The sequence below is a fragment of the Salinicola socius genome (assembly GCF_001937195.1).
GTDB lineage: Bacteria > Pseudomonadota > Gammaproteobacteria > Pseudomonadales > Halomonadaceae > Salinicola > Salinicola socius.
The window spans coordinates 235,326-261,285 of record NZ_MSDO01000017.1 but is presented as its reverse complement, the minus strand read 5'-3'; the positions used below and the strand labels follow the sequence as shown (position 1 = coordinate 261,285).

Annotated in this window: 26 protein-coding genes and 1 tRNA gene; 10 read left to right on the top strand and 17 right to left on the bottom strand. The window is 58.6% G+C overall.

What is annotated here, in order from left to right; all coding sequences use genetic code 11:
* Nucleotides 1–13 precede the first annotated feature (13 nt).
* From acuI to BTW07_RS12270, 3 genes are all read right to left on the bottom strand, one after another.
* Nucleotides 14–1,000 carry an acrylyl-CoA reductase (NADPH) gene (acuI, locus tag BTW07_RS12280; protein WP_075570455.1) on the bottom strand — a complete coding sequence of 329 codons (987 nt, stop codon included), beginning with the start codon at nt 998–1,000 and terminating at the stop codon, nt 14–16.
* A gap of 60 nt (nt 1,001–1,060) precedes the next feature.
* Nucleotides 1,061–2,197: an MFS transporter gene (locus tag BTW07_RS12275; protein ID WP_075570454.1), complete on the bottom strand. Its 1,137-nt coding sequence runs from the start codon at nt 2,195–2,197 to the stop codon at nt 1,061–1,063.
* Between the two features lie 192 nt (nt 2,198–2,389).
* Nucleotides 2,390–2,626, bottom strand: a complete 237-nt coding sequence (locus BTW07_RS12270; protein ID WP_075570453.1) for a hypothetical protein — start codon at nt 2,624–2,626, stop codon at nt 2,390–2,392.
* A 179-nt stretch (nt 2,627–2,805) separates the two neighbouring features.
* On the opposite strand from BTW07_RS12270, the gene BTW07_RS12265 reads away from it, so the two are divergent.
* Both BTW07_RS12265 and BTW07_RS12260 read left to right on the top strand, forming a co-directional pair.
* Complete coding sequence (locus BTW07_RS12265; RefSeq protein ID WP_075570452.1) at nt 2,806–3,021, top strand: hypervirulence associated TUDOR domain-containing protein; 216 nt, start codon at nt 2,806–2,808, stop codon at nt 3,019–3,021.
* 14 nt (nt 3,022–3,035) lie between these two features.
* Nucleotides 3,036–3,332 (top strand): DUF6482 family protein, encoded by a 297-nt coding sequence (locus BTW07_RS12260; protein ID WP_279626535.1) that lies wholly within the window; start codon nt 3,036–3,038, stop codon nt 3,330–3,332.
* Nucleotides 3,333–4,114: 782 nt separating this feature from the next.
* Here the strand turns inward: BTW07_RS12260 and BTW07_RS12255 are convergent.
* Complete coding sequence (locus BTW07_RS12255) at nt 4,115–6,583, bottom strand: P-loop NTPase (RefSeq protein ID WP_083941814.1); 2,469 nt, start codon at nt 6,581–6,583, stop codon at nt 4,115–4,117.
* Between the two features lie 1,159 nt (nt 6,584–7,742).
* Between BTW07_RS12255 and BTW07_RS12250 the strand changes: the two genes are divergently transcribed.
* Both BTW07_RS12250 and BTW07_RS12245 read left to right on the top strand, forming a co-directional pair.
* A complete protein-coding gene (locus BTW07_RS12250) occupies nt 7,743–8,378 on the top strand; it encodes a LysE family transporter (protein ID WP_075570449.1) in 636 nt (211 codons plus the stop codon).
* A gap of 24 nt (nt 8,379–8,402) precedes the next feature.
* On the top strand, nt 8,403–9,206 hold the full coding sequence (locus BTW07_RS12245; protein WP_075570448.1) for a glutamate racemase: 804 nt from the start codon (nt 8,403–8,405) through the stop codon (nt 9,204–9,206).
* 124 nt (nt 9,207–9,330) lie between these two features.
* On the opposite strand, the gene BTW07_RS12240 is transcribed toward BTW07_RS12245, so the two are convergent.
* Nucleotides 9,331–9,726, bottom strand: coding sequence for an Arm DNA-binding domain-containing protein (locus BTW07_RS12240; protein ID WP_075570447.1), 396 nt, complete (start codon nt 9,724–9,726; stop codon nt 9,331–9,333).
* Between the two features lie 165 nt (nt 9,727–9,891).
* A tRNA-Arg gene (locus BTW07_RS12235) sits at nt 9,892–9,968 on the bottom strand.
* A 183-nt stretch (nt 9,969–10,151) separates the two neighbouring features.
* On the opposite strand from BTW07_RS12235, the gene BTW07_RS12230 reads away from it, so the two are divergent.
* Together BTW07_RS12230 and BTW07_RS12225 are read left to right on the top strand one after the other, a co-directional pair.
* The gene (locus tag BTW07_RS12230) at nt 10,152–11,000 is read left to right on the top strand and encodes a methyltransferase domain-containing protein (RefSeq protein ID WP_083941813.1); all 849 of its coding nucleotides are present in this window, start codon (nt 10,152–10,154) and stop codon (nt 10,998–11,000) included.
* Nucleotides 11,000–12,007 (top strand): methyltransferase, encoded by a 1,008-nt coding sequence (locus BTW07_RS12225; RefSeq protein WP_075570446.1) that lies wholly within the window; start codon nt 11,000–11,002, stop codon nt 12,005–12,007. The genes BTW07_RS12230 and BTW07_RS12225 overlap by 1 nt, the downstream gene beginning before the upstream one ends.
* On the opposite strand, the gene BTW07_RS12220 is transcribed toward BTW07_RS12225, so the two are convergent.
* Nucleotides 11,991–13,235, bottom strand: coding sequence for an EAL and HDOD domain-containing protein (locus tag BTW07_RS12220; RefSeq protein WP_075570445.1), 1,245 nt, complete (start codon nt 13,233–13,235; stop codon nt 11,991–11,993). The genes BTW07_RS12225 and BTW07_RS12220 overlap by 17 nt on opposite strands.
* A gap of 81 nt (nt 13,236–13,316) precedes the next feature.
* The gene (gene greB, locus BTW07_RS12215) at nt 13,317–13,856 is read right to left on the bottom strand and encodes a transcription elongation factor GreB (protein WP_075570444.1); all 540 of its coding nucleotides are present in this window, start codon (nt 13,854–13,856) and stop codon (nt 13,317–13,319) included.
* A gap of 185 nt (nt 13,857–14,041) precedes the next feature.
* Between greB and BTW07_RS12210 the strand changes: the two genes are divergently transcribed.
* A complete protein-coding gene (locus BTW07_RS12210) occupies nt 14,042–14,497 on the top strand; it encodes a universal stress protein (protein WP_075570443.1) in 456 nt (151 codons plus the stop codon).
* Nucleotides 14,498–14,615: 118 nt separating this feature from the next.
* Here BTW07_RS12210 and BTW07_RS12205 read toward each other — a convergent pair whose 3' ends face one another.
* The 5 genes from BTW07_RS12205 to BTW07_RS12180 all read right to left on the bottom strand — a co-directional run bounded on the left by BTW07_RS12205 (nt 14,616) and on the right by BTW07_RS12180 (nt 19,618).
* The gene (locus tag BTW07_RS12205; RefSeq protein ID WP_075570442.1) at nt 14,616–15,446 is read right to left on the bottom strand and encodes a Crp/Fnr family transcriptional regulator; all 831 of its coding nucleotides are present in this window, start codon (nt 15,444–15,446) and stop codon (nt 14,616–14,618) included.
* Nucleotides 15,447–16,325: 879 nt separating this feature from the next.
* Nucleotides 16,326–16,994: a glycosyltransferase family 2 protein gene (locus BTW07_RS12195; protein WP_075570440.1), complete on the bottom strand. Its 669-nt coding sequence runs from the start codon at nt 16,992–16,994 to the stop codon at nt 16,326–16,328.
* 46 nt (nt 16,995–17,040) lie between these two features.
* On the bottom strand, nt 17,041–17,646 hold the full coding sequence (locus BTW07_RS12190; protein WP_075570439.1) for a class I SAM-dependent methyltransferase: 606 nt from the start codon (nt 17,644–17,646) through the stop codon (nt 17,041–17,043).
* Nucleotides 17,643–18,434 (bottom strand): PIG-L deacetylase family protein, encoded by a 792-nt coding sequence (locus BTW07_RS12185; RefSeq protein ID WP_075570438.1) that lies wholly within the window; start codon nt 18,432–18,434, stop codon nt 17,643–17,645. The genes BTW07_RS12190 and BTW07_RS12185 overlap by 4 nt, the downstream gene beginning before the upstream one ends.
* Nucleotides 18,434–19,618: an acyl-CoA dehydrogenase family protein gene (locus BTW07_RS12180; RefSeq protein ID WP_144076902.1), complete on the bottom strand. Its 1,185-nt coding sequence runs from the start codon at nt 19,616–19,618 to the stop codon at nt 18,434–18,436. Before BTW07_RS12180 ends, BTW07_RS12185 begins: the two co-directional genes overlap by 1 nt.
* Nucleotides 19,619–20,312: 694 nt before the next feature.
* Here BTW07_RS12180 and BTW07_RS12175 point away from each other — a divergent pair.
* Nucleotides 20,313–20,927: a hypothetical protein gene (locus BTW07_RS12175; protein WP_075570436.1), complete on the top strand. Its 615-nt coding sequence runs from the start codon at nt 20,313–20,315 to the stop codon at nt 20,925–20,927.
* Between the two features lie 51 nt (nt 20,928–20,978).
* Here BTW07_RS12175 and BTW07_RS12170 read toward each other — a convergent pair whose 3' ends face one another.
* Nucleotides 20,979–21,188, bottom strand: coding sequence for a hypothetical protein (locus BTW07_RS12170; protein WP_075570435.1), 210 nt, complete (start codon nt 21,186–21,188; stop codon nt 20,979–20,981).
* A 351-nt stretch (nt 21,189–21,539) separates the two neighbouring features.
* Between BTW07_RS12170 and BTW07_RS12165 the strand changes: the two genes are divergently transcribed.
* Entirely contained in the window at nt 21,540–22,268 is a 729-nt protein-coding gene (locus BTW07_RS12165; RefSeq protein ID WP_075570434.1) for a Crp/Fnr family transcriptional regulator, read from the top strand.
* A 214-nt stretch (nt 22,269–22,482) separates the two neighbouring features.
* On the opposite strand, the gene BTW07_RS12160 is transcribed toward BTW07_RS12165, so the two are convergent.
* Both BTW07_RS12160 and BTW07_RS12155 read right to left on the bottom strand, forming a co-directional pair.
* The gene (locus BTW07_RS12160) at nt 22,483–22,893 is read right to left on the bottom strand and encodes a carboxymuconolactone decarboxylase family protein (RefSeq protein ID WP_075570433.1); all 411 of its coding nucleotides are present in this window, start codon (nt 22,891–22,893) and stop codon (nt 22,483–22,485) included.
* A 159-nt stretch (nt 22,894–23,052) separates the two neighbouring features.
* Entirely contained in the window at nt 23,053–23,376 is a 324-nt protein-coding gene (locus BTW07_RS12155; protein ID WP_075570432.1) for an ElaB/YgaM/YqjD family protein, read from the bottom strand.
* A 174-nt stretch (nt 23,377–23,550) separates the two neighbouring features.
* Here BTW07_RS12155 and BTW07_RS12150 point away from each other — a divergent pair, with 174 nt between their 5' ends.
* A complete protein-coding gene (locus BTW07_RS12150) occupies nt 23,551–24,159 on the top strand; it encodes a LysE family translocator (RefSeq protein ID WP_075570431.1) in 609 nt (202 codons plus the stop codon).
* A gap of 22 nt (nt 24,160–24,181) precedes the next feature.
* On the opposite strand, the gene BTW07_RS12145 is transcribed toward BTW07_RS12150, so the two are convergent.
* Nucleotides 24,182–25,840 (bottom strand): acyl-CoA dehydrogenase family protein, encoded by a 1,659-nt coding sequence (locus BTW07_RS12145; RefSeq protein WP_075570430.1) that lies wholly within the window; start codon nt 25,838–25,840, stop codon nt 24,182–24,184.
* Nucleotides 25,841–25,960: the final 120 nt, after the last annotated feature.

Genomic DNA, 25,960 nt, shown 5'->3' with positions numbered 1-25,960 from the left:
CGATAGCGTCCGCCTACCGATTGACATCCACCACCAGCCGGCCGCGAACCTGGCCGGAGAGCAGATCGCCCGCCGCGGCGATCGCTCCCGAGAGGCCGATATCGGTAGTCGTCTGTTCGAGCCTATCCAGATCGAGCTCCGCCGCCAGTCGGGACCAGGCCTCCGTCCGTTCCGCATGGGGGCGGAACACGCTGTTGATGCCGAGCAGGCTCACGCCTCTCAGGATGAAGGGCGCGACGGTGGCCGGGAAATCCATGCCCTGAGCCAGCCCGCAGGCCGCCACCAGTCCGTCCATCTGGGTCTGGGCGCAGGCGTTGACCAGCGTGTGGCTGCCGACCGAATCGATGACGCCGGCCCAGCGCGCCTTGTCGAGCGGGCGGCCCGGTTTGTCCAGTTCGGCACGTGGCAGAATCTCCGACGCGCCGAGACGTTCCAGATAGGCCCGCTCTTCGACGCGCCCGGTCGAGGCGACGACGCGATAGCCCCGCCGCGCCAACAGCATCACGGCGAAACTCCCCACGCCGCCGCTGGCGCCGGTAACGAGTACATCACCGCTATCTGGCGTAAGGCCGTGGCGCTCCAGCGCGACGAGACTGAGCATGGCCGTATAGCCTGCGGTGCCGATCGCCATGGTCTGGCGTAGATCGAGGCCATCGGGCAGGGCGGTCAGCCACGCCGAGCGTACCCGCGCCATCTGCGTCAGCCCGCCCCAGTGCGCTTCACCGATGCCCCAGCCATTGATCAGCACGCGGTCGCCCGGTTGCCAGTCCGGGCTGTCGCTCTCTGCCACCGTGCCGGCCAGATCGATGCCGGGTACCATCGGGAATTGCCGAATTACGGCTCCTTTGCCGGTGATCGCCAGGGCGTCCTTGTAGTTGAGCGTGCTCCATTCCACCCGGACGAGAACGTCGCCCGGCGGGAGATCGTCCGCTTCCAGTCGACATAGCGCCGCCTCGGAAGACTGGTCTTCCCGCTGTCTGATCAGAATGGCGTCGAACATGGCTATCTCCTCGGTTGAGATCGGGCGTCTGGGGAAGGGCGAACGGTAACACGGGGGCGATTACCGCCGATCCAGCGCCGGGGCGCACAGGATGATGAAGAACGCCAGGATCCCCAATAGGCAAAAAGCATAGTGCAGGGTGATGAAGTGAGCCGTGAAGCCGATCGCCGGGGGGCCGAACAGCATCGCGCCATAGCCCAGCGTGGCGACGCTGGCGATCGCCACGCCCGGTGATGTCTGCGGATCATTGGCAGCACGGGTGATCGCCAGCGGCATGATGAGTGCGTAGCCCACGCCAAGCAGCACGAACCCCGCCAACGCCGTGTAGAGATGGGCAAACAGAACGGCCAGCAATACGCCGGCCAGCGCCGAGGCTCCGGCGAACCGTGCCGCCTGCGTCGGGCCGAGGATCGATATCACGCGGTCGCCGAGCAGACGCATGATCACCATCGCCGCAGAAAAGACCGTATAGCCAAGCGCGCCCTGGGCTTCGCTGGCCGCGGTGACGGCGACCAGAAAGAGCGCGCTCCAGTCCGCCATGGCGCCTTCGCCGATCGACGCACACATGGCGATGACCCCCACCCACAGCAGCGGCCCCTTGGGCAGGGGAAAGAGACTGCCGCCGGGCGCACGGGGCCGGGTTTCCGACTGCCAGCCGATATGGGCGAACCAACTGGTGACGGCGTAGAGCAGGACGGCGAAGCTCGTGAAATGCACGACCAGGCCCAGATCGAGCTTGACCGCCACGTAGCCGGCGGCGGCACCGAGGCCGGCGCCCAGGCTCCACATCGCGTGGAGCGACGACATCACCCGCCGGCCGATGTAGCGCTCGGCCTCGCCGGCCCAGCTGTTCATGGCCACATCCATGGAGCCGTGAGCGCTGCCGAACAGGAACAGCGCGGGGGCCAGCAGCCACAAGTTGGGCGCCAGTGCGATCAACACCAGCGCTACCGAGTAGAAGAGCGCGATGGCGAGTGTCGTGCGTGCCGCACCGAACGCATCCGAAGCACGCCCGGCGAGCGGGAACGAGACGATGGCGCCCAGCGCGAGCAGCAGCAGCAGCAGGCCCAACTGACCGCCATCGATATCGTTGTGCTGCACGACGGTGGGAATTCGCGAGGCCCAGGCGCCGAAGAGTCCGCCGTTCAGCACGAAGGCGGCCGCCACGGCGAGCCAGGTTTTACGAGCGCTAGGCATGAACGGGCTCCACTCTCTGATCATCCGATCCAATTCAGGGAGACATCATTGTAGTGCTTGAAGGGAAACATCCGCTGCGGACGAAAAAAAGCCGCTCGGGGAGAGCGGCACTCAGGGAACAGACCACGAGAAAAGCTTGAGCTGGAGAGACCTGACGCTCGTCTCGAATGCGACCGTCAGATCCGGCGAATATCAGGCCGCTTTCGCTGCGGGCAGCAAATCGCCCTGATGCGCCATCTCGATCACCATGCCCAGCGACAGGCTCAAGGCATGCAGACGGTAATTCTGGGAATGGAATCCGCTGAGATAGTCCCGGGTGCCGATGAACTCATTGCATATCCGGCAGGTAATCTCGTCCCATGCCTGGTCGCTATCACTGGAGTGGGCTTCGGAACATCCGCATCGCGGGCAGGAAATGTCGTGCTTCATTGATAGCCATCCTTGGCTTGTAACTACCCGATCGTCCTGATCGGCCTATGTGGGGGCAACTACCCAGGGCCAGGCGACCGATACCTCACCCCGTGTCAGCGATCCTTGCCGACGAAGGAATAATGGCACGCCTCAAAAAGTTGTACAAGAATATTGTCGTGTATAGCAAAAGGTGACGTATGGCGGATTTCAAACAGCGTGAATGGGTCAAGTGGAAGTGGGGCGATCACTGGGCGCAAGGCCAGGTCACTCGGAAATTCCAGGAAAAGGTGACGAGGAAGCTGCAGGGCAGCGAGGTCACGCGAAAGGGTAGTGATAAGAACCCGGCCTACCTCATCAAGCAGGAGGATGGCGCCAGGGTGTTGAAGCTCCACAGTGAAGTGGAAAAAGCGTAGTCGAGGAGAGGGCGATGACATACGGTGAATTTGTACAACTTGCTCGGGAGGGTCGCGTGGCCGAACTGGATGTCGAGCCCTCGACGAGTCAAAGCTTCCAGTACCGCGCACATATCGATGGTCAGGACGTGATGCTGACGAATGACGATGGAACGCCGATATGCGACAACTCGTTGGGCCACGCCCGTCAGCGGCTGCGAAGCGCCGTCGAATCGCGATCCATACCGCTCTATCTGGTACAGCAGAGCCCTGGCACGCTCATGGTGGGCGATCGAATGTACTCGACCACGAACAAGACCCGGCTTGAATGATGTCGGGCCAGACTATTGATACGACGCGTCAGCGTTGCCCATCAATAATATTGGCGTCCTCGGTCATCTGCAGCTAGGTGGCACTTGGCCGCATTTCGGGCTTCTCAGCAATTGCCCTTCTGTTCTATCGGGCGTTAAGTCGCTTCATCTACGCGCGACTCTATTGATACGAAGACACGAAACCCGATAAATCCAGATAAAATCTCGCCATCGGCCAGGTGTACGCTGCGCCAGCAATGGCGCGGTTTCTGTCACTCTGATCAGGTGCATAGTCTTCGCCACATCTAGCGTGTAGGCAGGGCGATAGTGTTTTGGGGCATCGAAAAAGCAGGTCTGGTGCCCCATCAGGACTCTACTTTGGATTATAAGCATATGATTAGGAAGGAAAAGTATGAATTTCAAAAAATTCGGTATACCTATAGATATACCAGCTGCCCCCTTCGGTAGCTTCTAAGTTTGCGCGTAATCAGTCAGAGAGACCTCCTTGTAGGCACACGGTCAGCCCCTGGCTATTGGTCGTGTGCAGGGCGAATGCCAACGTCTCTGAAAGTCGAGAGCTCGCTTCAATAATTTGCCAAAGATTGCAGCTAAAATTGTTCAAACCTCAGCCATACGCGGCTGGCTGAACAGTGAAGGTTTATGGGACGGCATCGCCGTCTCCACCATCTCAAAAAAACCTCCTTAAATAGCAAAGCGCTATAGACGAGCTGTCAGTCTTATTGAAGACAGGGCTTGTGTAACAAGCCCCGGTAAAAAATAATTATGATTCAAGTGATTTTTTATTAAGAGTAGTTGTTAGATATATTCCAGTAGCCGGTTGTGGCTAATTTTAATAGCTTTTGCTTGCAAGAAGCAAGACGGCTATCATACCGCTTTCTCAAGCGGTCCGATATTCGAGATTCATATTCTTTTGCTTTTATTTTTGCAGCGCTAGTTTTGTCTAGTGATATTAGCGCAGAGATATGGCCCTCCGCCAAGGTGACTAATGGATATGTATCGTCACTCTCCAAGGTATCGTCTAGCGACTCAAGCATTTTTGTCGCCTTAAATATATAGTCTAGAGAGGTTTGTACGCTTGTCTTTTTCGCTGCAACTAAAATTAGCATTTGTTGAGCATACGCATGCGCAGTGTGATCGTGAGGATAAGCATTAAAAGCTGTGTTCAGTATTTCGTAAGCTTTTGCTTGGTCACCAAAGTGACGTTTACATAATCCATATTGTAACCAAAAAAGGCCGTCCGCTTCGAAATATTTCTCATGATCTTGATATATAGAGGTGATGAGAGTCTCATCTTCTCTAAGCACGTCTATGAGAAAATGATGATTCAATATTGCTTTAAATAAGTCGGCGTCGTTTTTAGTCAAGCTTTTGATTACCGGGTGAGTATAAACACTGAAAGCTTGAAGTAGCGCTGATATCGCTCGTTTTATTAAGCCGGTATCGACTATTGATTCGATACTTTTCCTTGCGTAAAGCGGGTGTCTTACGGCAAAGAAGTCGTTTTGTGCAACAATAATTCCTTGTAACTTCCTTGCAAGAGAAATAGGAGGCTCAGCTATACCATCTTTGCTAAGTGATCTACTAGCGATAGTGTTAGATAGCTGGCACTTGTGCATTGATGCAAGGCAAGCTAACACGAAAAAAAACCTGTCTTCTTCAGAAGCGATTTTTTCGTAGTCATTTTGAATTATTTGCTCAAAGCCAATGCCGGTGGTTGCTTCCATAAGACCAATAAGCAGCTGGCGCCTCGATTTTCCATATATTTCTCGTTTTCTAGCATTTACGTCTAGTTTGGCAAGTCTAGTCCAAGGTCCGAAATTCTTAAGTTTTGTAAGAATTGGGTCTACGTCATCTTCATTTATATCTTCAACTTTATGTACGTTAATAACATCAGGGGGCAGCTTAGCCTCAACTCGGTTGTGCCAAATATTTTGGCCTTCTGCCGATATATAAACAGCATTATTGCCTTTTCCAAAAAGCTTTGGCAGCTCATTTTTTACAGCGTCAACTCGCTCAATGACAACATAAAAGCGCTTATCGTTATAGTTATTTAAAGTATGAATTAGCTTGCCTAGGTTTTCTACCTCATTAGGAAGAAAATATACTTTCTCGCCTTGGTCTGATAGCTCTATGGCAATCATTTTCAGCAAGGTCGACTTGCCACTTCCCGCCGGCCCGACCAGTATATGAGCTTCAATGCTATGGTCGTTGCACTCCGCAATTGCACGCGAGATGTTCTCGAACTGTTTGAGCGGAGCGGGAACTGATTCGATAACATCGAGCCAAGTTGGTTTGAAACCTTTGTAAAAATCGCGGATAGTGCCAGGGTTGGAGCGATGATATGAACTTGAGAGAGAGGCTCTCGATACCGGAATTACTCCGTTCAGCAGTTTAGCTGCTTCTAACGATTCGACCTCGTTGTCACCAAACATCACTTTTAACTCGGGATTTCTAGCTTGCGCAACGTCCTTTACAGTGAGTTGTGTCTTGAAAGTTGAATCCAACCATTTGACAAAGTCTGAAAGGGTGGCTTTGACGTAGTTAATTCCGTAGCTCTGCAGGTCTAATACTTCAATGTCTGTTGCATCAGGTGTTAGAACCCAGCTTTTTGGCGCTGCCGAAGCAGTCCTGTGCTTTAACCGCTCAACTTGATGATAGAATACAGGCTCATCTAGCTTTGTGCCAATAAAAATAAAAGGCAATTGCATAAAGTCCGAAGCCAGTTCTTCATACCATGGATACGATTTAGCGCTCGCTTTTCCATAGTCTTCTGGTGTGAAGACGTAACCATCTTCATGCCTACTCACAGAGCCATTGAGATAGATATAATCTAGCTTGGCTAGCAATTGATCCTTGTCAGATACTCTACTCAACATTCCTTTGATGTTGATTTTTTGCTTTGAATTAATACTTAAAGCTTTTTCAAAAGCGTCATCAATATTGGTTGTGTAAACTCTAGGCCAAGGATAACTAGCCAACGTTAAATATTCTCGAGATGGAGTGCAATGCTTGTATTGACTTTCAAGATAGTTATACAGTCCATTACCTAGGCGAGGTTTTGCAGCCGAGAAAACGGTTTTTAGAGATTCTCCTTTATACTCCCAACCTAGTTCTTTAGCGATTGTTTCTGCGAGTTCGCCGCCCAAGGGAGGATTTTTCCGCAGCGAATTTATACTGTTTATGGATGCTCCTGCGCCTAAAAATAGGACTAGGTTCCCTTTTCTTATATGCTGTTCCAGTTCGCTATTCATCTTTTTTCCTTAATTTTTTAAATCATGTAGCAATGCAAAACTCGAATTTAAAGTGATATTTTGCAACTGGCTAGAGTTGATGAGATTGTCAGGCGCAAAATTAAAACTGTTTAATCTGTATAGTTTCAGTCTTCGATCCGTGGGCTGAACGTCAGCGAGATTTTAACCGCTTTGACGACTATACAGCTCAGCGCCACTCGCACAGATGCAAAATGTCTATCCCATTGAATCGTGAGGTGGACGGAACGCTTGTCGCGAGTAGCCGTCGGAATCGAACACTCATTCATTAGCGAAAAGCAAAAGTGATGTAATTTTGATCTCCAGGCGCTTTGGTTGGCTCGAAGAGCAGATAAACCCAAACCAGATCGCCTCCATGGCATCACTACAAAATGAATCATTTCTAACCATGTCTCTCCCCTAACAGCTCCAGTCTCTTTCCGGCAACTGCGCGGCTTTTACCTAGGTAACACTGCATCAAAACTGATCCATTTCGCACAGGCGGGGAGGGGAGACGACAGCGCGCCGTCGGTTAACGCCGCACCTAGGGGTGTCCCGGCTCTACGAATGGCCATAGCCGCCTATCTCGTTACCATTTGGTAACACTCTGGCTTACTCAGGCTCTTTCAGGAATGCACCTTTTGTCTATCGGAAGACATATGGATGGACTTGAGCGTTTTCTCCTCTCTCCTAATCGCGGGGAGTGGGTAAAACTGCATAACTCCGCATAATTTTTCTGCGCCCTTCCCCCCTCATCCACGCCAGCAGGGGCGCGGCCTGAGGCCGTTTGTGCACCTGCGTAATTTTCGACCCATTTAGCGCGCGGGCGGGGCGGGGAGTCGACAGCGCGGCGGCGGTGGCGGCGTAAATCGCGCCGAGCCAAGCTCTTGTAGTGGCCACAGCCACTCCACTCGTTACCATGTGGTAACACATTGGCTTACTCTGGCTCTCTCAGGAATGCGCCTTTTGTCTATCTGTTGGCTGCGCCAGCATCGCTGGTTTGTGGCTATCGGGCCCGAAGTCGAGCCGGGGAAGGGGAGAGCTAGGTGGCTCGATAAGGTCGAGACGAATCAAGGCCCGCTAAGATAAGCTCGAACGGGTCATCAGGTATGACCCCCCTCCATCTTAGATGGCATCACGCTCCACACGAGGACTCGAAACGATGGATTTTGCCGTATGGCTGACGTACCTCGGTGTTATCACCGCTCTTATCCTGTTTCCGGGCCCTGTCGCTTTGCTTTGCATGCACCACGGATTGCGTCACGGCCGGCGACGCGCCTTGGCGACGGTGGTGGGGGGCGCCCTGGCATCGCTTGCCTTGATGGCGCTGTCGTCTCTGGGCCTGGGGGCGATTCTCGCGACATCGGAAACCGCCTTCGTCGTGTTGAAAGCGGTAGGTGCGGCCTACCTTGTCTATCTCGGCATCCAGGCGTGGCGTGCGCCCGCCGAGCCAATGGCATCGCCCGAAGCCAATGTGGACGTTACGAACGGCATTCGCTCCAGGCGGCGGCTGTTTGGCAAGGGCTTCACCGTGGGGATCAGCAATCCCAAGGATCTGTTGTTCTTCGGCGCGCTCTTTCCCAACTTCATCGACCTGGGTCAGCCGCAGTGGTCACAGTTCGTGATCCTCGCGCTGACGTGGCTCGCGGTCGATCTGGCGACGATGACCGCCTACGCCTCGGTAGGCTCGACGGTCAGCCGCTGGTTTGGCACGCCGCGCCGCGTGCGCCTGTTCAACCGCACCACCGGCGGGCTTTTCATGGCAGCGGGTGGCGCCCTGGCCACTTCACACCGCTAAGCCTTCACGGAGATCAGGAATTTCATGGAATCGACAGCCCTGCACCGGCCCATAGCGGTCTTCGATGCCGGAATCGGCAGCTACGCCATCGTGGCGGAGATACAGCGGCGCTTACCTGGACAGGATGTGATCTACTTCGCGGATCGTGCCAGTTTTCCCTACGGGAGCAAGGCGCCCGACGAGTTGGCCCGAGTCATGGAGCGGACGTTGCGCTTTCTGGAGAGTTTCGCCCCCTCGGCCATCGTCATCGCTTCCAACGCGCCATCGATCACCGTACTCGAATCGGTGCGCCCCCTGACGCGGTTGCCGGTCTTCGGCGTCTTTCCACCCCTGGAGGCGGCGCTGGCAAGCTCGGCCAATCATGCGGTGGGCATCATGGGCGTCGAGTCGCTGGTCGAAAGCGAGATGCTGGAGAGCTTCGTGGCCTCCCATGACCTCGCCGGTGCCAGTGTCGAGCTGATCAACGCCTCGAGCATGGTGGAGCTGGTCGAAAGCGGGGCGTTTCTGTTCGACCCGCAAGGCACACAGGCGAGCGTCGACGATTTCGTGGAGACCCTCTTTCGGCGGAAGCCCGATATCGACGTGCTGACACTATCGAGCACGCATTTGCCATGGCTGAAGGCGTTTTTCGAGCGTGCGCGCGCCCAATGCCGGTTTCTGGACCCTGCCGAGAGTGTGGTGGCGAATCTTGGCTCCGGGACTGTGGGTACGGGGAGGATCAGGACACTGGTCACGGAAGACGCGCGTTATTCCGTTAGCGATTTCCGGCGCATGCTGGATCGACTAGGCGTCGATCTCGTGCTCGAGGTTGTCGAGGCGCCGCGGTGATTGACCGCCTCATCGATGGCATTCGCTTACCCCATCCGCTCGCCAAGGGGCGAATGATCGACCGCACGATTGTGCAATTCGGCGCTCTCTCAAAGTCGATAATGGTTCTCATCTCCCCAATGCGTTATGACACACGTGATTTTTTAGTGGGAACGGTGTTCCCACACTTTTTCAGGTTTCTGTGAGAAATAGCCTGAGACTCCTTGGCCATGGCTCGGACGGTATGAGTGTCGGCGAGCTCCTTCTCCAGCTTTTTCTCCTTGCGCTGTTCGACCGGATCGATGCCTTTAGCGATGAGGCGTCGTGCGTCCGTTCGCTTCTCTCTGGCTTCGGCGAGCGTGATCTCGGGGTACGGGCCAAGGCTCATCATATTGCGCTTGCCGTTGGGGCGGGTGTAACGCAAACGCCAGCCCCGGTGACCATTGGGCGAAATCCTGAGTTCCAATCCCAAGCCGTCTGATAGGGCGATGGTTTTGGGGCCTGGCTTGGTTGTTGCGATCTTGCGGGAGGTTAGCGGCATAGTGGCATACGAGTGAAAATCGAACAGAGGGTTACTCCGATGAGTATGCCATCTGTATACCGGATTTGGGAGGAAGAACTGGGAACGCTGAGGACTGAATTGTAGTGTAACGCTATGAATTATCTTTGTTTTTTGGAGCTTCTTGGAGCGTTAAGGAATGTAATTTGGTGCCCCCATCAGGATTCGAACCTGAGACCTTCCCCTTAGGAGGGGGACGCTCTATCCAGCTGAGCTATGGGGGCGGAAGGCGGAACAGCACAACGGCTGTTCGTCGAGCGAAGCATGTGTCTCGAGCGGCGCATAGTATAAGCGCCGGATTCGTCGAGATAAACCCGTGGGGGCCATTGCGTCGGGACGCTCTGCGCTGGCGTTGGTACAATGCCGCCTTTCCGATTCGAGCCTTCGCTATCTCATGCCGTGTTCTCATGCCTAGTTCTGATGACGCTTCCGAGCTGCCCACCGCGAGCCCGCGACACGGCAACGATATCCCCGTGGGGCAGGATCGGATCTTCGACGGCCTGGCCGACAAGTTCGCCAATAGCCTCTACGCCACGGCGCGCGGCCAGATCCGGCTGGCAGTGCTCGATCAGTTGCTGTCCTGTTCCCTGCCGCAGGACGGTGCGGCCGCGCTGGATGTAGGCGGCGGCCTCGGCCAGATGAGCGTTTGGCTTGCCGAGCGGGGGCATGATGTCACTCTGGCGGAGCCTTCCGCGGAGATGCTGGCGCGTGCGCAGGCAGAATTCGGCGAGTTGCCCATCCGGGCGCTGAAGGCCTCGATCCAGGCGTTGCCGGAGCTGGCACCGGGCCCATGGCCGCTGGTCGTATGCCACGCGGTGCTGGAATGGCTGGCCCAGCCGCGTCAGGCGGTTGTCACGTTGAAGTCCCTGCTGGCACCGGGCGGTCGTTTGTCGCTGATGGTGTTCAACCGCGATGCGTTGCGTTTTTCCAACGTGGTCAAGGGCAACCTCGACAAGGCGTTGGAGGACCGGCTTTCGGGCACCGGCCAGCGGCAGCGGTTGACGCCGATCTCGCCGCTGACGCATGCCGATCTCGAGCGCTGGTGTCGGGAAGAGGGGCTGGTGATCGAAAGCGTCGCCGGCATTCGGATCTTTCACGATTACCTGCGGGAACGTTCACCGGACGAAGCCCAGCTTGCGACGATCATCGAGCTCGAAAAGCGCTACTGCCAGACCGAGCCGCACTGGCGCCTGGGGCGCTACCTTCACTACATCATTCGGCACGCCGACAGCGCGGGCCCAGAGGAGACGTTCTGATGTCGACGCAGCCACCGGCGTGTCAACTGCTCGCCCGCCAGGATGCGGACTATCGCGGCTGGCTATGGGTCGCGCCGCCCCGCGATGGCTGGCTCGAGTCCGGCGAGGGCAGCGTCTGGAGTGCGGAGCTGGACGTCTGCGATGCCTGGCGCCAGGCCGGGCGGCCGGCCTACGGCGCCCTCACCGCACCGTCTGCCGAGGTACCGGGCGCGGTGCTGTTCTGGCCCAAGAGCCATGCCCTGGGTGAATGGTGGCTGGCGGCGCTCAATGCGTCCTTGCCGGTTGGCACGCCGCTGCAGGTCGTCGGCGAGAATCAGGGCGGCATCAAACGGGTGCCGAAGATGTTGGAAGGCTTTCAGCAGGTGTGCCGCAAGCTGGATACGGCACGTCGCTGCACGCTGTTCGCGAGCCGGACGGTCGAATCCGTTCGCAACCCGGAGGCCGTCTGGCAGAGTTTCACGGCAGAGGGGCTGACGCTTGAGACACACCCCGGCGTCTTCGGTCACGGCAAGCTCGACGAGGGCACGCGGCTGTTGATGGAGGCATTGACGCAGTCGCCGTTGCCGGCGCTTGGCAACGCGCCGCTACACGCGCTGGATGTCGGCTGTGGAGACGGCATTCTGGCGGCGTGGCTGGCACTGCAGGGCTGTGAAGTCACCGCGGTGGACATCAATGAATTCGCGGTCGAGGCGACACGCCGTACGCTGGCGGCCAATCAGTTGGCCGGAACGGTTCTCCAGAGCGACGTCTATCGCCAGTTGGAAGGTAGCTTCGACGCCATCGTCAGCAACCCGCCGTTTCATCAGCAGCGCTCGATCGATTATGGCCCCGCCGAGCGCTTGATCCGCGAGGCGCCGGCGCATCTCGTCGAAGGCGGCAGTCTGACGCTGGTCGCCAACGCCTTTCTGCCGTACCCGGACTGGCTCGAAGCCGCATTCGGGAGTTTCGAGATCCTGGCCGACAATCGCCGTTTTCGGGTCTATCGAGCGGTCAAGACCCGGCGTTAGTCTGAAGCTCACGCACGGTCTGGATCGCTCGCCGGTTGGCCGCGCTGACGTCCGTGGCCTGAATGCCGATTTCTTTCAGGGGAGCCCAGGGGATCTCGTTCCATTCACCGCTTTCCAGCCGGATGGCGGTCTCGAGCAACGTGCCGACCGGGCCGACATGATTCAACAGCGCCTCGGTGATCGAGGGATGCAGGGGCAGCGAGTCGACGAGCTCCGCCAGCGGGCGATTGAAGAATGCTTCCAGGTAGGAAAACAGACCCGCGATGAAGGCTTTTTCGGCCAGCTCCGCCTCGCTGCCGGCGAGCTCACGGCACAGGCAGGCGCGGGAGAGCGCCAACTGCAGTAGCGATTCCGGCTTGTCTTCCATCTCCGTCAGCGCCAGCAAGGTTGCCAGGCTGCGGATGCGCTGCGTGCCGATCAAGGCGACGGCTTGCGTGAGAGAGGTGATGTCGGCCTGACGCCGATATTTCGCGGTATTGACCAGCTTGAGCAGGCGCACGCCCAGGGTGGGATCGCACTCGATGGCGTTGGATATCTCGCGCACGCTCACTTTGGGTTTGTTGAGCGTGGCTATGAGCTTGAGCGTGGCGATACGATCGGTGGCGACCGCGGCGCCATGCATGATCTGAGGGCGAGCCAGGAAATAGCCCTGGAACAGATCGCAGCCGACGTGCCGACAGCATCTGAGGTCGTCTTCCGTCTCCAGCTTCTCGGCCAGTATCCGGATATGCGGGTGTCGCTGGCGTAGCGCGCCGACGATCTGTTCGAAGCCTTCGTTGCAGTAATGGGGATATTCGAGTTTGACAATATCCACGAGAGGCAGGTAAGGGTTCTCGGCATCTGCATCGGTGTAGTCGTCCAGCGCAAGCGTGAATCCGCGCTGTCGGAGCCGAACCAGTTGGTCATGCATGACATCGTCGAACGGAATGTCCTCGAGTATCTCGACGATCAGACGGGCCGGGTCGAACGGCAAGTCGTTGCTCAGCGTCTCCGCGGTAAAATTGACGTATAGCGGCTTGCCCTGGCTGACCGTCTGCAGATCGCCCTGGGTGAAAGCGTTCAGCAGAACCGTGCTGGTTGCGCGATTGCCATCGAAGGGCATCGGCATCGGCCCGCCATCGGTCGGGCGGAACAGCAGCTCGAAGGCGACGATCTCGAGAGCGGCGTCGAAGATAGGTTGTCGCGCGAACAGTACCGATGCTGCTGGGGTTTCGGAGGCCTGCGACATGGGCTGTCCTCGATGAGCTCGTTCGTTGCGGCCCGGTGGCTGGTTGAACCTCAGTGGCTATGGTTCGATTTGCCTATCGAGCTAGCCATTCTGATCCGCGTAGGTGATATCGGTGATGATATAGTGCGTCTCGCCGCCGGGGGCCGCGACGATGACATCATCATCGAGCGCTTTCCCCAGCATCGCCCGGGCCAGCGGCGCGTCGACACTGATCCAGTGCCTGGCGGTATCGGTTTCGTCATGGCCGACCAGGCGCACCGATAGCGTTTCGCCATCATCGTCTTCCAGCACGACACAAGCGCCGAAGTAGACTCGCCCCAGATCCGACGGCAGACGATCGACGACCTGCAGCTCGTCGAGTCGCTTGCGCAGGTATCGGATCCGCGCGATGACCCGATTGAGCTCTTTCTTGTTATAGGTGTAGTCCGCATTTTCGCTGCGGTCACCCAATGCGGCGGCTTCACCGACTTTCGTCGATAACTGCGGCCGTTTGATACGCGATAGATGATCATGAATACCCTGCAGTCGATCGAACCCCTGAGGCGTGATCAGATTGCTTTTCTTCTCCTGGCGCGGATCTGTCTTGGGATCGCGCCAGCGCGTCATGTTTCGACCTTGCATGTAAAATCTCTCGAGTCTTGAGGATCGAGATAGCCTAACGCGAATTCGCCGATCACCACTATGGGCATATCGAATACGCTCGCCCCATATGTGTTGGCCGGGCAGGTTTGTGGCATTAATCGAGGTCAAAGAGGGGGAGGGTGGGGCCGCTATACTCGGCAGTGAAATGGCGAGGAGAGCGAAGAATGCAGAATTCCATTCTGATTCCCATGGGGAAAAATCCGGCCTCCATGGCAGCGTTGCGTAAAGCGAGAGGGATCGCCCAGCACGAACACTCCCGACTCTACCTGCTGCATGTCGTCGAACCTCGGGAGAAGGGCGATGTGCTTGGCGCCGCGACCGGCGCTCCCACGCACGGACTGGATCGCGAGGATCTGGCACGGGGCCAAGCGTTGCTGGAAGCGTGGTGGGAGCGGCTGAACGAACCCATGGCCGCGGTGAACTTCCTGGTCAGGGATGGAAAACTGTCCGAGACCATCGCTGAAGAAGCCCGACGACTCGCGGTCGATGCGATCATCATGGGGACCTCAAGGCGATCACCGGGATGGAAAGGGACGATCGGCGAGATCAAACAGTCGACGTCCTGTCACCTGATCGTCGTCAACGAGGAAGAGAAATCGGTTCTGGAGCATGCGCCATGAACGGCAGAAAATCGGGACGATGCGGCAGGCGTCAGTGCATCACAGTATGACGGAACATGCTCTACGCGCCGCTACTCGATTTTCATGGGTTCGCTATCGCTGAAATTTATCCATTGACTCAATGTGGATTCAAAGGACGGCTGGCTCTAGGGTTATCAACACGGCAAGAGTATAGGTAGGACGTGTTGAATTCGGCTAACGTCAACAAGGCTGCATAATCGAGAATTCGAATGTTGCGCGACTCCTTGTCGCGCGTCAGCAGCCCCTGGAACTCGAGCTGACTGAGACAGCGACAGACGTGCACATTGGTCATTCCCAGTAAATCGCCGATGACCTGTTGGGAAACGGGAAGCGTCAGTTCCTGGATTTCGCCACGCGCCAGATTGAGACGTGCATGCAGCTCCAGAATGAAATAGGCGATCCGGGTCGTGGCGTCGTGGCTGATCAGATTGTTGAGCCGATCCGCCATGATGTTGCATTGATGCATGGAGGTCGCCAGCACGGCATTCACCAGGCTGTGATCTTTCTGCATCCCCAGGTCGAGTTGGGATTTATGCATGGGGATGACCAGACCCTCGGTGAGCATGATGACTTCATCGAAGCGCCCGCCTGCGTGATAGTCGCGCAGGCCCACGATGTCACCCGGTAGATAGAGATCGATGATCTGACGTTTGCCCTCTTCCGTGACGCGACAGGAACACGCCCAGCCATTCTGAATGGCCAGCACATACTTGGTGTTCAATTCGTGATTCTTGATCACGCTGCCTTTTTTGAACCGGCGTGGCGCTTGCTGGAGTTCGGTCAAGGTTTCACGATTGGTGATCGACAGCGGCGAGTGACGCGAAAGAATCTCGAAATAAAGTGAATAACCTTGCCACGGCTGTGAGTTCGCCGCGGGGCGCTGGGAAATGTTGAGCGATGGCGCGGCGGCTTCGACTAACGAAGACATGGAAATCTACCTCGATGAATACCCGGTCATATTGCTCGCCGGGTTTGACTTGAAATTCTTTCTATGCAGGTTGATCGACCTGATTGGCCGTCCTTGTATCAGCCGGACCCGGTGTGTCCGGGCGATAGTCATGAAATTTACGCGGGTTGAAATAACTCATACGAAACTCTCCCTATCCTTGGGTTCATGTCGTGGTTTGGCGTTGCCACTGCTTATGAATCTAGTGGATATCCAATTCCCGTCGAGTGGATCGTGTTCTTAAATGTTATTCATTGTAGTTAAGAAATGACGTTTTTTATTTCCTTTTGGTAAGGCTAGTTTTAGTTAGGTGCAACCTGCTGTATTCCACCAGTAATTGTCCAATCCTTTTCAAACTTGATCTGTGTCAATTGTTGTTGGATTTTTAGCTTGTTTTAGAGTGCGGCTAACGCTAAGCGTTGTTATAGACGGAAAAGTCGATGTGAAAATTAACTTATGTGCAACTCGGTTGATTACAAAAAAATCCCTCTTTTTGGATCGTTGATTGGAATCTTTTTACTGCTCCTGAAAGAAAGGTCGCGAGAGTTGGTGCGGCCCACGGCTGTCACGCCGCACGTATTCGCTAGCTGCGGCACTGAGAAGAGAAGCTACGCTCTGTCTGAAAAATGCCTGCGCTCGCCCATCCGGCGTTAAAAATTGACTCAAAATGCTCATTTACACCTCGTAAACTCCGCTTTTTCGTCAATTTTTGCCTAGTCTGGCCATCGCTCGCCGATTTTTCAGACAGAGCTTAAAAGACTTGGGAGGGATGAAACGCTGATGACGCATCGGTGGAATCGGTTTCGGCTCAAGGAGTGGGCGCGCAGGATCATTGTGGCGCACACGGTCACTGTGCGTTCTTCATCCAATACCGGCATCATTTCTTTCCAGCGACCGTAGCAGGGCGCCCATGCCTTCAGGGGCTCTGGCGTCGCGTCGCGAGCTGGTCTTGACGCGCATGGTCTGCAACCAGTCGATGGTAAATCCGTGTTGTTGCAAGGTGCCGACGAGCTTGACGTCTTCGTGGGCGACCAGGGGCGCGAATCCACCCACGGCGAGATAGGCGGCAACGCTGACGCCCAGGTTGGCGCCATGAATATGGCGTCCATCGGCGACTGAACGACGATGAGCCAGATAGCGGCGACGGATCTCCTGGGACAGATTCGCCCAATCGAGCAGGTGGACACCACCACAGACGGCGTCGGCGCGACTGGTGAGTTGGTGCACCAGCCAGTCCGCTTCGACGACGGTATCGGCGTCGGTGAACGCCAGCCAGCGCGCGCCCTGGTCTATCAGCCAGTTCGCGCCGCGATGGCGAGCCAGCCCAACGTTGGTAAAGGCGACTTCCAGTACATCGACCCCTGCCCGCCGGGCGATCGCCGCCGAGTCGTCGGTGCAGGCATCCAGCACGATCACGATCCGAACGGCCTCACCGTCCAATTGCGGATGGCAGGCGGCGAGCCTGAGCGAGGCAATACAGGCGTCGAGCGTTTCCTCCTCGTCATGAGCCGGTACCACGATCCCGATCAAGGCGCGGTGCTCTGGCGAGGCAATCGGTTCACTGCCGTGGCGAACGTCATTTCAATGCCTCCCAGCGTCCCACATCGAGCGCATCCCGAGACCACAGGTCGATGCGAAAATCACGTTCCACCAGGCTCGATACGGCATGAAGTTCGAGGCAGTCATGCAAGCGTTCATGCACGTCATCGCCGGAGCGATAGCCGTCCTGGAGAGGGTGACGCCAATGACAGGCGATCAGATCGCCGGAGGGTCGTAGCGCTCGCTGCAAGTTGTAGATCGTGGCGACCAATGCTGGCTCCTGCAGGTAATAGCCCACCTCGCTGAAAACGATGAGATCGAAGGTGGACGCGGGCAAGGCGGTGGGTAACGTTCGCTGTTCGAAGCGGGCGTTATCGAGATGGCCGAGGCGTCTTCTGGCGCTGGCCACGGCGCTGGGGCTGGCATCCCAACCGGTAAAGGCGTCGCAACGCTGAATCAGTTCCGCGCTCAGGGCGCCGATGGAACAGCCAGGCTCGAAGCCGTGGCGATAGCGCTGGCGAGGCAGCATCGCCAGGGTCAGCGCGCGCTTGCGGGCCTCGTACCAGCGGGTGTCGTACCCCCAGGGATCGATGGAATCGGCATGCAGCCGCTCGAAGTGTGCCAACAGTCGCGGGTCACTCATAGCAGCACGACTTCGTGGTCCTGCATCAGCCGAGCGAGCGTGTGACTCGAGAGGACCGCCGGCCGGCCGGTCGAGGGATCGGCTTCGCACTGGCTGGCATGCTCGATCATCGCCGTTCGTTTGCGCGCCAGCTCGGGCGTACCGACCGCAATGCGTCTGGCCCGGTGCCAGGGAACACGGCTGTCGCCCGGCTCGGCCCAATGCCACATCCAGATGGGCAGTTCGATCAGCGCCAGCTTGCGATCCTCCGCCAACCGGGCACAGACCCGTCCCGTCGCCTCGTGATCCGGGTGGCCGTCACCCCGCCAGGTGGTGACGATCACGTCATCGGCTCGCAGCAGCTGATGCAGACGATAGGCCAGTTCATGGGTCTCTTCGCCGACCCGGGTGTCGGTGAGATGCAGCCGAATGACATCCAGGCGCTGGATACCGAGTCGCGATAACGCTCGCCGACTCTCTTCCGCCCTTATTTGGCCCAATCGTTCTTCTGGCCACGCGCTGGAGCCTGGATGGCTGCCGGTGCCATCGGTGACCGAAACCACCAGCAGTTCGCGGCCAAGTGCCGACCACTGTTGCAGCAGCGCACCGCAGCCAAGAATCTCGTCGTCTGGGTGTGGGGCGACGACGACGATGCGGGCTCCCGCGGGAGCCACTGTCTCGGCGTCGACCCTGGGGAGGGCGGCAAGCCCGGGCCACTGATTCCACTCGTCGAGCGCCGTGCCCGTGCCGAGTATCCGGCGATCATCGGCGGCCAGCGCTGCATCGGGATTGATGCCATCAGCACTCATCACGTCAATCTCCATCCCTGGCGCGCGCAATGTTTGGGGCCGCTATCATCGGGCGCGCAGGCCTTTTCGGTGCCGGTGGCGCTATTTTGCCGGGCGCGTTGCTGCAGGCTTCGTCCTATCGCCTCGAGGTCCCGCTCCGCGTGTGCCTGACGCACGAACACCGGCAGGTCCGCGACCATTCTGGCGAACGCTGCGTCACGACAGTAGGGGCCAGCGCCAAGCGCCCGCCCGGCGTGCTCGATGACCGTCGAGACGATGTCATCGATAGCGGCGCGCACCGACAGCGCAAGATGCCGGGCATTCTGGTGAGGATGGCAGTCGATCCAGGCTGCAGCATCACGCAGCCTCGAAGCGCCATTGTCGAGAACCACGTCCACCATGCCGAGGTGGGCCAATCGATGTGGCTCCTCGGAGGTCGTTGCGGCCAGCAGGGTGTCGCCGATGCGCACGGCGCCGCCCCACCAGCAGGCGGCGACGCCGATACCGCCATGCCAGAAGCCGGGCCGTTGCAGATATGCCTCCGCGCCGCCGACGAGGGTCGCTTCGACGTCAGCGAACTCAACCTCGATGCTTGCGGTCGCGGCCATACCGACGGCGGACCAGCCCGACTGCATCAGCCTGACGCCCGGCTGCGCCAAGTCGACGGCCGCGAGATAGGGAACTGTCTCGTACCAGGTCGTCACCAGTGCATGGGTCACCGCATGGGCCCCGGAACACCACGCCTTCTTGCCGTTGAGCACGACGCGGTCACCGTCGGCCATTGGCAGCGGTCCTCGTGGCGCGAGCGTCAGTCGGGCGAACGGTGGCTCGGCAGCCCAGACGGCCCAGCGCGCGGTCGCCGGGTAGCGTCGAGGACGGGAAATCTCTTCGAGGATAGCCATGGCATCGGTATGGCCTTCGAACAGCTTGGCCAGGCCGAGGTCGAGGCTGGCGACGTTCGACAGGCGCTGCCACCGCTCCAGCGTTCGACCGCCTGCGGGTAACGGGAGCTGATCAAGCTGCAACGTCAGCAAATGCGCGAATCGGTTTGCCAGGACTTCGGGCTCGTCAGCCGGTGAGGGCCATTCCTTGGCCAGTTGAATCAACGTCTCGACCTCGTCGGGAGAGGGCATGTCGAGTTCGTTCGACACCGGGGTATGCATCACGGCTAGCAATCCTGTCGGGCGGCGCGCCCATTCATCCATGAGAATAGTCGTTATTGAACGCTCACCGGATATTTCCAGATCGGCAACATCCCTCCACAAGAGGCTACGACCGTCTCAGCGAAAAACCAGCAAGTTCCGATGAGCGTGCTGGAACCGGCGCTGCCTGTCGTCACGGAAAAAGGGCGGCGTTCCCTGGCACTCTGTGAGGCTAACCGACGATCAGAAACAAGTTGGCAACGCAGATTAAGGACGCTGCCTTAATATCGAATCTATTTATCCAGATTAATGCTTTGAACGGGGAATGGGCCGGGAAATTAATGATTTTGTTTGGCATTTTCCAAGAAAGAGATGTGCCTCGGGCTTTATCGGCGGCATGTTACTGATGGAGGGTGTCGATTGAGATGCTCCCTTTATTCCTGGTGTTCGACAGATCACGGAGATAAGCGCGTTGGGATAAGCGCGTTGGGATAAGCGCGTTGGGATAAGCACGTCAGGGTAAAGTGCGATGTGAAAAGCGTGACGACGACAGATTTCCCGCTGCAGCGGCTACACTGAACTTCGCATCGTCATCAATGCATGAAATGTGTCGTGAAAAAAGCATCAGCTTTTTCGTCCATCGACGGTCCGCGCGCGACCTCGGTGACCAATTGCCGCACCTCCCTGCATGGCTTGCGGTGACGCCCACTTGCTATGATGAGCGTTATCGTGAGAAGGCCTTGGGGAGTAGACAAGCATGCTGAGCGTATTGATGTTCCTGCTGATTTTCGTAGGCGTCGCGATTTCCGTCTATCAGGTCTATGACATCTATTACGCCCAGAACTTCGAGGATGACGAGCGCCAGACCCATCGCGATAGCCCGCTCGGTCAGCTGTCACGACAGGCCGAGCAGTATGCGGCGACCGGCGAGTCCCAGAGTTTTCTCGATCTTGTCAGCCGGCTGTTTGGCGCGCGCTTTGACCAGGGCCTTGTGCTCTCCGCAGCCTCCCGCCCGAACGCCTCGCAGTATCTGGCGGCGCTGCTGCGACGTCAGCGCCAGATCGTCTCCAACGGACGCGTTCGGGTTCGTCACCCGCTGTCCTGGAAGACCAATCCTCCCACCAGCGATAGTCGGCCGGTGCTGTTGTCGCTGGTGTTGATCAATTGCCTGGTGGTGATGTTCTTCGGAGGGCTCAGTCTCTACACGATCGCTTACCAGCTCTCCGTGGAGTCACTGGCGTGGATGAACAGCGAGTGGGTTCTGATGCTGCTCATCTACGTCGTGATCGCGATCACGCATGGCATTTCCCGGCTCGACGCCTACCTGCACGATCTCTATCTGATCGGCACCCTGAGTCGCCCGACCATCTGAGCAGCTGTTACCGCGTCATGGGCTCCATCGGCGTCTCGGGCCCGTCTCCCGCTACTCCTCGAGAGAGGTGTCCCGAGCGGGGCGGTTCCAGATGCCGGGGCCGCTCGTCTCCAGTTCATTGAGTTCTTTGACGCGTTGCCTTGCATTGCACTCGCGATGGTACACGCCCACGGTCCAGTTGCGGTGATGGGTATCGGAAATGATGAAGTGTTCGTGAGGCGTACCGGCCTGCTTGGTCTTCACAATGTAGCGGCTGAACATTTCGAGTCCCTGTCTCGCTTCTTATAATTAGGCAATTCTAATATAAAATATCGGTCATTCGGAGTCGGGTCGAGCGGGGTTGGCGCGACCCGTTGCTGCTGTCGTCGATGTCAGTCGTGGGCTCTTCAAGCCCCTGAGTTCTACAGCGCTTGAGGATCAAGCCCCGAGCACCGGCGCGAGCCCAGTATAAGTCCTCACTGAATCAGCCGTTGGCGGGTTGCCAGTCGACGCCGGATGGCGGCTGCTCCAGTGATCCTGGCGGCGGTTTTCCCCTGTCTACCTAACCGATGTTATGTAATTGATCCAGCTAACATGCTGTCATGCTTGAAAAATTCAAGAAGGCAAGCGTGCATGGGTCAGCAGGAAGGATGTATTGCCCACCATTTCAGTCACTATGCAAAACTCTCCGACAATGACCGGCGACAGCTCGATGCTCTGGAGGGGCCTGCGACTGACGTTATCAAGGGACAGGTACTGTGGCATGAAGGAGATATGGCGCGGGATTTTTATATCTTGCGCAAGGGTTGGGCCTACGCGTCCCGTTATCTGGAAAGTGGTACCCGCCATATTCTCGAGATCTATTTACCCGGCGATGTCATCGGGCTGAGTGATTTTGCATTCAAGCAGCGCCCGTCTAGCGTCGCCATGCTGGAGGACGGCGCCATCGTGCCGGTCGCGACCCGACAGCTACTGAACCTGTTCCGTGAGTCATCGAGTCTCATGTCGGTCTGCTTCGCCGCCTGCTCCTATCAGCAGGCCGTGTTGAGTGAGCGCCTGGTGCATCTGTCTCGTCGCAGTGCCCGTCAACGCGTGGCCTATCTGCTGTTCGAAATTGCCTGCCGTCTGCGACGTAACCGTCATACCCCGGGGGAGTGCTTTCGCTTGCCGTTGTCTCAACAGCAGCTCGCCGATGCGTTGGGGCTGTCGCCGGTCCACGTCAGTCGTACGCTGACGGCGTTTCGACAGGAAGGGCTGCTCAAGCTTTCGCGGGGTTGGGTGCATATGCTGGATATGCAGGCGTTGGCCAACGAGGGCAGTATCGTGGGCTGTCTGCATCACCACGTCGAGCTGACGGTCTGAACGAGGTTCTCCTGGATCTCTACGACGCATGAACCCATCGGCATGCAAGGGCGGTTTTCGAAGTGGCGATCCGGGTTTGCCAACAGTGGTTATACCGGCGGGGCCTGGCGGTAGTGGCGAAAAGATAGCTATCTGAGGCCGAATGCCAGACACGAAAAACTCGCCCTCGTCAGTCACGAGAGCGAGCCGAGATGACACCTGGCAACGGTGCCTGCTAGACCGCTGCGCGTCGCGAAGCGCGGCTCAGCGCACTGGTCATTTCGATCGCCATGGTCAGATCTGCCAGCTCCCGCGGGGAGAACGCATTCAGCGCCAGCTTGCGAGTCGTCGGGTTGGCAGGACGGAAGTGGGTGAAAGATTCACACCACGCCAGCGCCGCTTTTTCGCGCTCATCGAATTCGTCGGACTCTGCCCAGGCGGTCAGTGCCTGCAGCTTGCTGGAAGAGATACCCAGGGCTTCTGCCTGCTCGCGACGAAAATGCGTGCAGCTCAGGCAACCATTGATCTGGGAGGCGCGTAATTCCGCCAGGCAGCGAATGGACGGATCCAGTGAGCAGGCGTGCAGGGATCTTGCAGATTTATCGATGTTTTTGACATCGATCGTTTGCCACTTGTCAGCGTTCATCTCGGTCTCCTGAATTCAGGTGTAATGCGATTAAACGACTATCGTTCTCAAGTTTCCACAGCTTTGATTGGAAAGTTCAATCACGGTTAAAGAGTGAAACTATGGTTTAGATGTCATCAGGAAACCAAACGCCCCGCGGAGCGGGGCGTCGAAAGCGTGTCAACGGCGACCGATCAACAAGCCGATCACGGCCCCTGCCAGCGTGGCGGCGCCGATGCTGGGCCATGGATTTTCATGCACGTAGCGATCGCACTCGTTGAGGGACTGGTTCGCCGAGCGCTTGAAACGGCGGTTGCGGCGACGCGCTTCTGCCGCCATGCGAGCGTACTGTTCCTCGCTCTGCAGGCGTGCCTCTTCGATCGCGTCCTGGGCGTCGTCTCGCAAGTCACGTCCCAACGCCTGGCCCTGGTCACCGATGTCATGCAGATCGTCTCGAATGCGATCGGTACGGGCTTCGCGGTCTTCACGTTTGAATAGGCTCATGTTTCACCTCCCTGATGGATGGGCCTGAATGCGTATGACAGCGTAGTCGCTGTGAAGTGCCCGTGCCGCCGGAATTGTCCGCGTTTCCGGATCCGATTCTCGCCCGGCGGTCGAATCGGCGAGCGTCAGGTATAGTCGGCGTGCGATTTGGATGGGGTAGACGGGGAGCGAAACGTGTCGTTGCAACTCTGGTTGCCTCTTTTGGCGATCTGCGCGCTTGGCGCCATGTCGCCCGGCCCCAGCCTGGCCATGGTGATGCAGAACACCGTCGGCGGGGGGCGACTTTGCGGTGTCATCGCCGGCATGACCCACGCGCTGGGCGTCGGGCTGTACGCGGGGCTGACGGTGCTGGGGTTGGCGGCAGTCATCGTCCATCAGCCGTGGCTGTACCGCGTGGTGACCTGGGGTGGCGCGCTCTATCTGGCGTGGATGGGCATTCAGGCGCTCAGGGCCAGCGGCGGCGACGGTTTCAGCTTTACCGATCAGGCCAGCGATTGGCGCCGTGCCATGCGCGACGGCCTGCTGGTGGCACTGGGCAATCCCAAGCTGATCGTGTTCTTCGTCGCGCTGTTGAGTCAGTTCGTCAGCGCCGACTTGAGCGCGGCCGGACGCTGGTCGATCGTCGCCACCGCGACGCTGGTGGACGGCGGCTGGTACGTGCTGGTGGCGCTGTTGCTGTCCCACTCCCGCGTGCTGCCGTGGTTGCAGCGACACGCCGCGTGGATACATCGATTGACGGGCATCGTGCTGCTGGGACTGGCGGCTCGAGTGGCAATGGGCTGAACGGTCGCTGCCTTACGGCGGCTCATTCGCCCAGGCGCTCGAGAATTGCTGGCAAGGGCGCGCCGGCCGGAAGCACGCCAAAAATGGGCGAGACGTTTGCCAGCCTCGTGGCACAGAACGTGTCCGCGATGGCACGGGGCGCATGGCGAATCAGCAGGGCGGCCTGCAGTGTTTGGGCCATGCATTGGGTCAGCCAGCGCGCCTCTGCCTGCAGCCGTTCGGGGCTGGCCGTCAAACGCGCCTCGAGCGAGTCGATGGCAGCGTCGAAGGCCGGATGATGGCCGCGCGACAGACTCAGCTCCTGTCGAAAGGCCTCGATGCTGGCCGGGTGGCGGTCCAGAATTCTCAGCACGTCCAGACAGATGACGTTGCCGGAGCCTTCCCAGATCGAGTTGACCGGTGCCTCGCGATAGAGCCGTGCCAGCGGGGTCTCTTCGACGTAGCCGATGCCGCCCAGGCACTCCATCGCCTCGGCCATGAACGCCGGGCCGCGCTTGTTGTGCCAGAACTTGGCCAGCGCAGGAAGCAGGCGCGCCAGAGCGGCTTCCCCTTCGTCGTCGAGGAATCGATCCATGGCGCGGGCGCCTCGCATCGCCAGCAGCAGGCTGGCCTCGGCCTCGATCGCCAGATCGGCGACGACACGCTGCATCAGCGGCTGATCGGCCAACCGTCGATCGAAGACCTGCCGCGCCTGCACGTGGCTCCAGACCTCTCTCACCGCCTGACGCATCATGCCCGCCGGTGCCGTGGCGGCATCCAGCCGGGTCTGTTGCACCATCTCCAGTATCGCCGGCACGCCGCGGCCTGGCTCGCCGACGAGCTGCGCCCAGGCGCCGACGTATTCGATCTCTGCCGACGCATTGGCGCGGTTGCCGCACTTGTCCTTGAGCCGTTGAATCTCGATGGCATTACGCTGGCCTTCCGGGGTGAATCGCGGGGCCAGAAAGCAGGAGAGACCGTCGTCGGTCTGGGCCAGCGTCAGGAAGGCATCCGACATCGGCGCGCTGCAGAACCACTTGTGACCGTCGAGCCGATACCATTCGCCCGGACCCGCCGACGCGATCGGTTGGGCCCGAGTGCTGTTGCGGCGCACGTCGCTGCCACCCTGCTTTTCGGTCATGGCCATGCCGAAGGTGTTGGTCGTCTTGTGCCAGGCGGGAATGGCCGAGGCGTCGTACTCTCGCCCCAGAAGACGCGTCTGCCACGCCTGGCCGTCTCGCAGCTGGCGCAGTACCGGCATCGCCGCGTGCGTCATGGTGATCGGGCAGCAGAAGCCGGGTTCGGCCTGGGTCAACAGATAGAGTGCGGCGACGTGGGCCTGATGCCCGCCGTGATGTTCGTGTTCCCAGGCGACGGCGTGCCAGCCGCCGGCGATCGCGAGATCCATCAGGGCATGGTAGCTGGGGTGGTAGTCGACCTCGTCCAGGCGCCGACCGTGGCGGTCGAAGGCGTGAAGCTGGGGCGGAAAACGATTGGCCTGTTCGCCCCAGCGGGCGACATCCGAGGAGGCCAGCCGCTGGCCCAGCGTTGCGAGACGCTCCCCCACCCAGGCCGGCGCGAACTGCACGACGGCATCACACAGCGCCCGGTCCGAGCGCCACAGGTCGCCTGCGCTGTTGGGGCCCGGCTGGTTTTCGACCCGATGCGTGGTCAGTTCGGTGCGGGGCGCGTAGTCGGCCATGGGATGACTCCGAGTTGGCTGGCTCAAGCATAAACCGGACACTTACCGCTGTGCGGTCTATTCGACCAAAGCGGTGCGACTATCGGGGCTCTAGCGATGCGACTCGAGCTGAACGCCAGC

What these genes read in the sequence shown, in the direction of transcription:
- acuI (WP_075570455.1), bottom strand. Translation starts at nt 1,000, where the DNA reads ATGTTCGACGCCATTCTGATCAGACAGCGGGAAGACCAGTCTTCCGAG.
- BTW07_RS12275 (WP_075570454.1), bottom strand. Translation starts at nt 2,197, where the DNA reads ATGCCTAGCGCTCGTAAAACCTGGCTCGCCGTGGCGGCCGCCTTCGTG.
- BTW07_RS12270 (WP_075570453.1), bottom strand. Translation starts at nt 2,626, where the DNA reads ATGAAGCACGACATTTCCTGCCCGCGATGCGGATGTTCCGAAGCCCAC.
- BTW07_RS12265 (WP_075570452.1), top strand. Translation starts at nt 2,806, where the DNA reads ATGGCGGATTTCAAACAGCGTGAATGGGTCAAGTGGAAGTGGGGCGAT.
- BTW07_RS12260 (WP_279626535.1), top strand. Translation starts at nt 3,036, where the DNA reads ATGACATACGGTGAATTTGTACAACTTGCTCGGGAGGGTCGCGTGGCC.
- BTW07_RS12255 (WP_083941814.1), bottom strand. Translation starts at nt 6,583, where the DNA reads ATGAATAGCGAACTGGAACAGCATATAAGAAAAGGGAACCTAGTCCTA.
- BTW07_RS12250 (WP_075570449.1), top strand. Translation starts at nt 7,743, where the DNA reads ATGGATTTTGCCGTATGGCTGACGTACCTCGGTGTTATCACCGCTCTT.
- BTW07_RS12245 (WP_075570448.1), top strand. Translation starts at nt 8,403, where the DNA reads ATGGAATCGACAGCCCTGCACCGGCCCATAGCGGTCTTCGATGCCGGA.
- BTW07_RS12240 (WP_075570447.1), bottom strand. Translation starts at nt 9,726, where the DNA reads ATGCCGCTAACCTCCCGCAAGATCGCAACAACCAAGCCAGGCCCCAAA.
- BTW07_RS12230 (WP_083941813.1), top strand. Translation starts at nt 10,152, where the DNA reads ATGCCTAGTTCTGATGACGCTTCCGAGCTGCCCACCGCGAGCCCGCGA.
- BTW07_RS12225 (WP_075570446.1), top strand. Translation starts at nt 11,000, where the DNA reads ATGTCGACGCAGCCACCGGCGTGTCAACTGCTCGCCCGCCAGGATGCG.
- BTW07_RS12220 (WP_075570445.1), bottom strand. Translation starts at nt 13,235, where the DNA reads ATGTCGCAGGCCTCCGAAACCCCAGCAGCATCGGTACTGTTCGCGCGA.
- greB (WP_075570444.1), bottom strand. Translation starts at nt 13,856, where the DNA reads ATGCAAGGTCGAAACATGACGCGCTGGCGCGATCCCAAGACAGATCCG.
- BTW07_RS12210 (WP_075570443.1), top strand. Translation starts at nt 14,042, where the DNA reads ATGCAGAATTCCATTCTGATTCCCATGGGGAAAAATCCGGCCTCCATG.
- BTW07_RS12205 (WP_075570442.1), bottom strand. Translation starts at nt 15,446, where the DNA reads ATGTCTTCGTTAGTCGAAGCCGCCGCGCCATCGCTCAACATTTCCCAG.
- BTW07_RS12190 (WP_075570439.1), bottom strand. Translation starts at nt 17,646, where the DNA reads ATGAGTGACCCGCGACTGTTGGCACACTTCGAGCGGCTGCATGCCGAT.
- BTW07_RS12185 (WP_075570438.1), bottom strand. Translation starts at nt 18,434, where the DNA reads ATGAGTGCTGATGGCATCAATCCCGATGCAGCGCTGGCCGCCGATGAT.
- BTW07_RS12180 (WP_144076902.1), bottom strand. Translation starts at nt 19,618, where the DNA reads ATGGATGAATGGGCGCGCCGCCCGACAGGATTGCTAGCCGTGATGCAT.
- BTW07_RS12175 (WP_075570436.1), top strand. Translation starts at nt 20,313, where the DNA reads ATGCTGAGCGTATTGATGTTCCTGCTGATTTTCGTAGGCGTCGCGATT.
- BTW07_RS12170 (WP_075570435.1), bottom strand. Translation starts at nt 21,188, where the DNA reads ATGTTCAGCCGCTACATTGTGAAGACCAAGCAGGCCGGTACGCCTCAC.
- BTW07_RS12165 (WP_075570434.1), top strand. Translation starts at nt 21,540, where the DNA reads ATGGGTCAGCAGGAAGGATGTATTGCCCACCATTTCAGTCACTATGCA.
- BTW07_RS12160 (WP_075570433.1), bottom strand. Translation starts at nt 22,893, where the DNA reads ATGAACGCTGACAAGTGGCAAACGATCGATGTCAAAAACATCGATAAA.
- BTW07_RS12155 (WP_075570432.1), bottom strand. Translation starts at nt 23,376, where the DNA reads ATGAGCCTATTCAAACGTGAAGACCGCGAAGCCCGTACCGATCGCATT.
- BTW07_RS12145 (WP_075570430.1), bottom strand. Translation starts at nt 25,840, where the DNA reads ATGGCCGACTACGCGCCCCGCACCGAACTGACCACGCATCGGGTCGAA.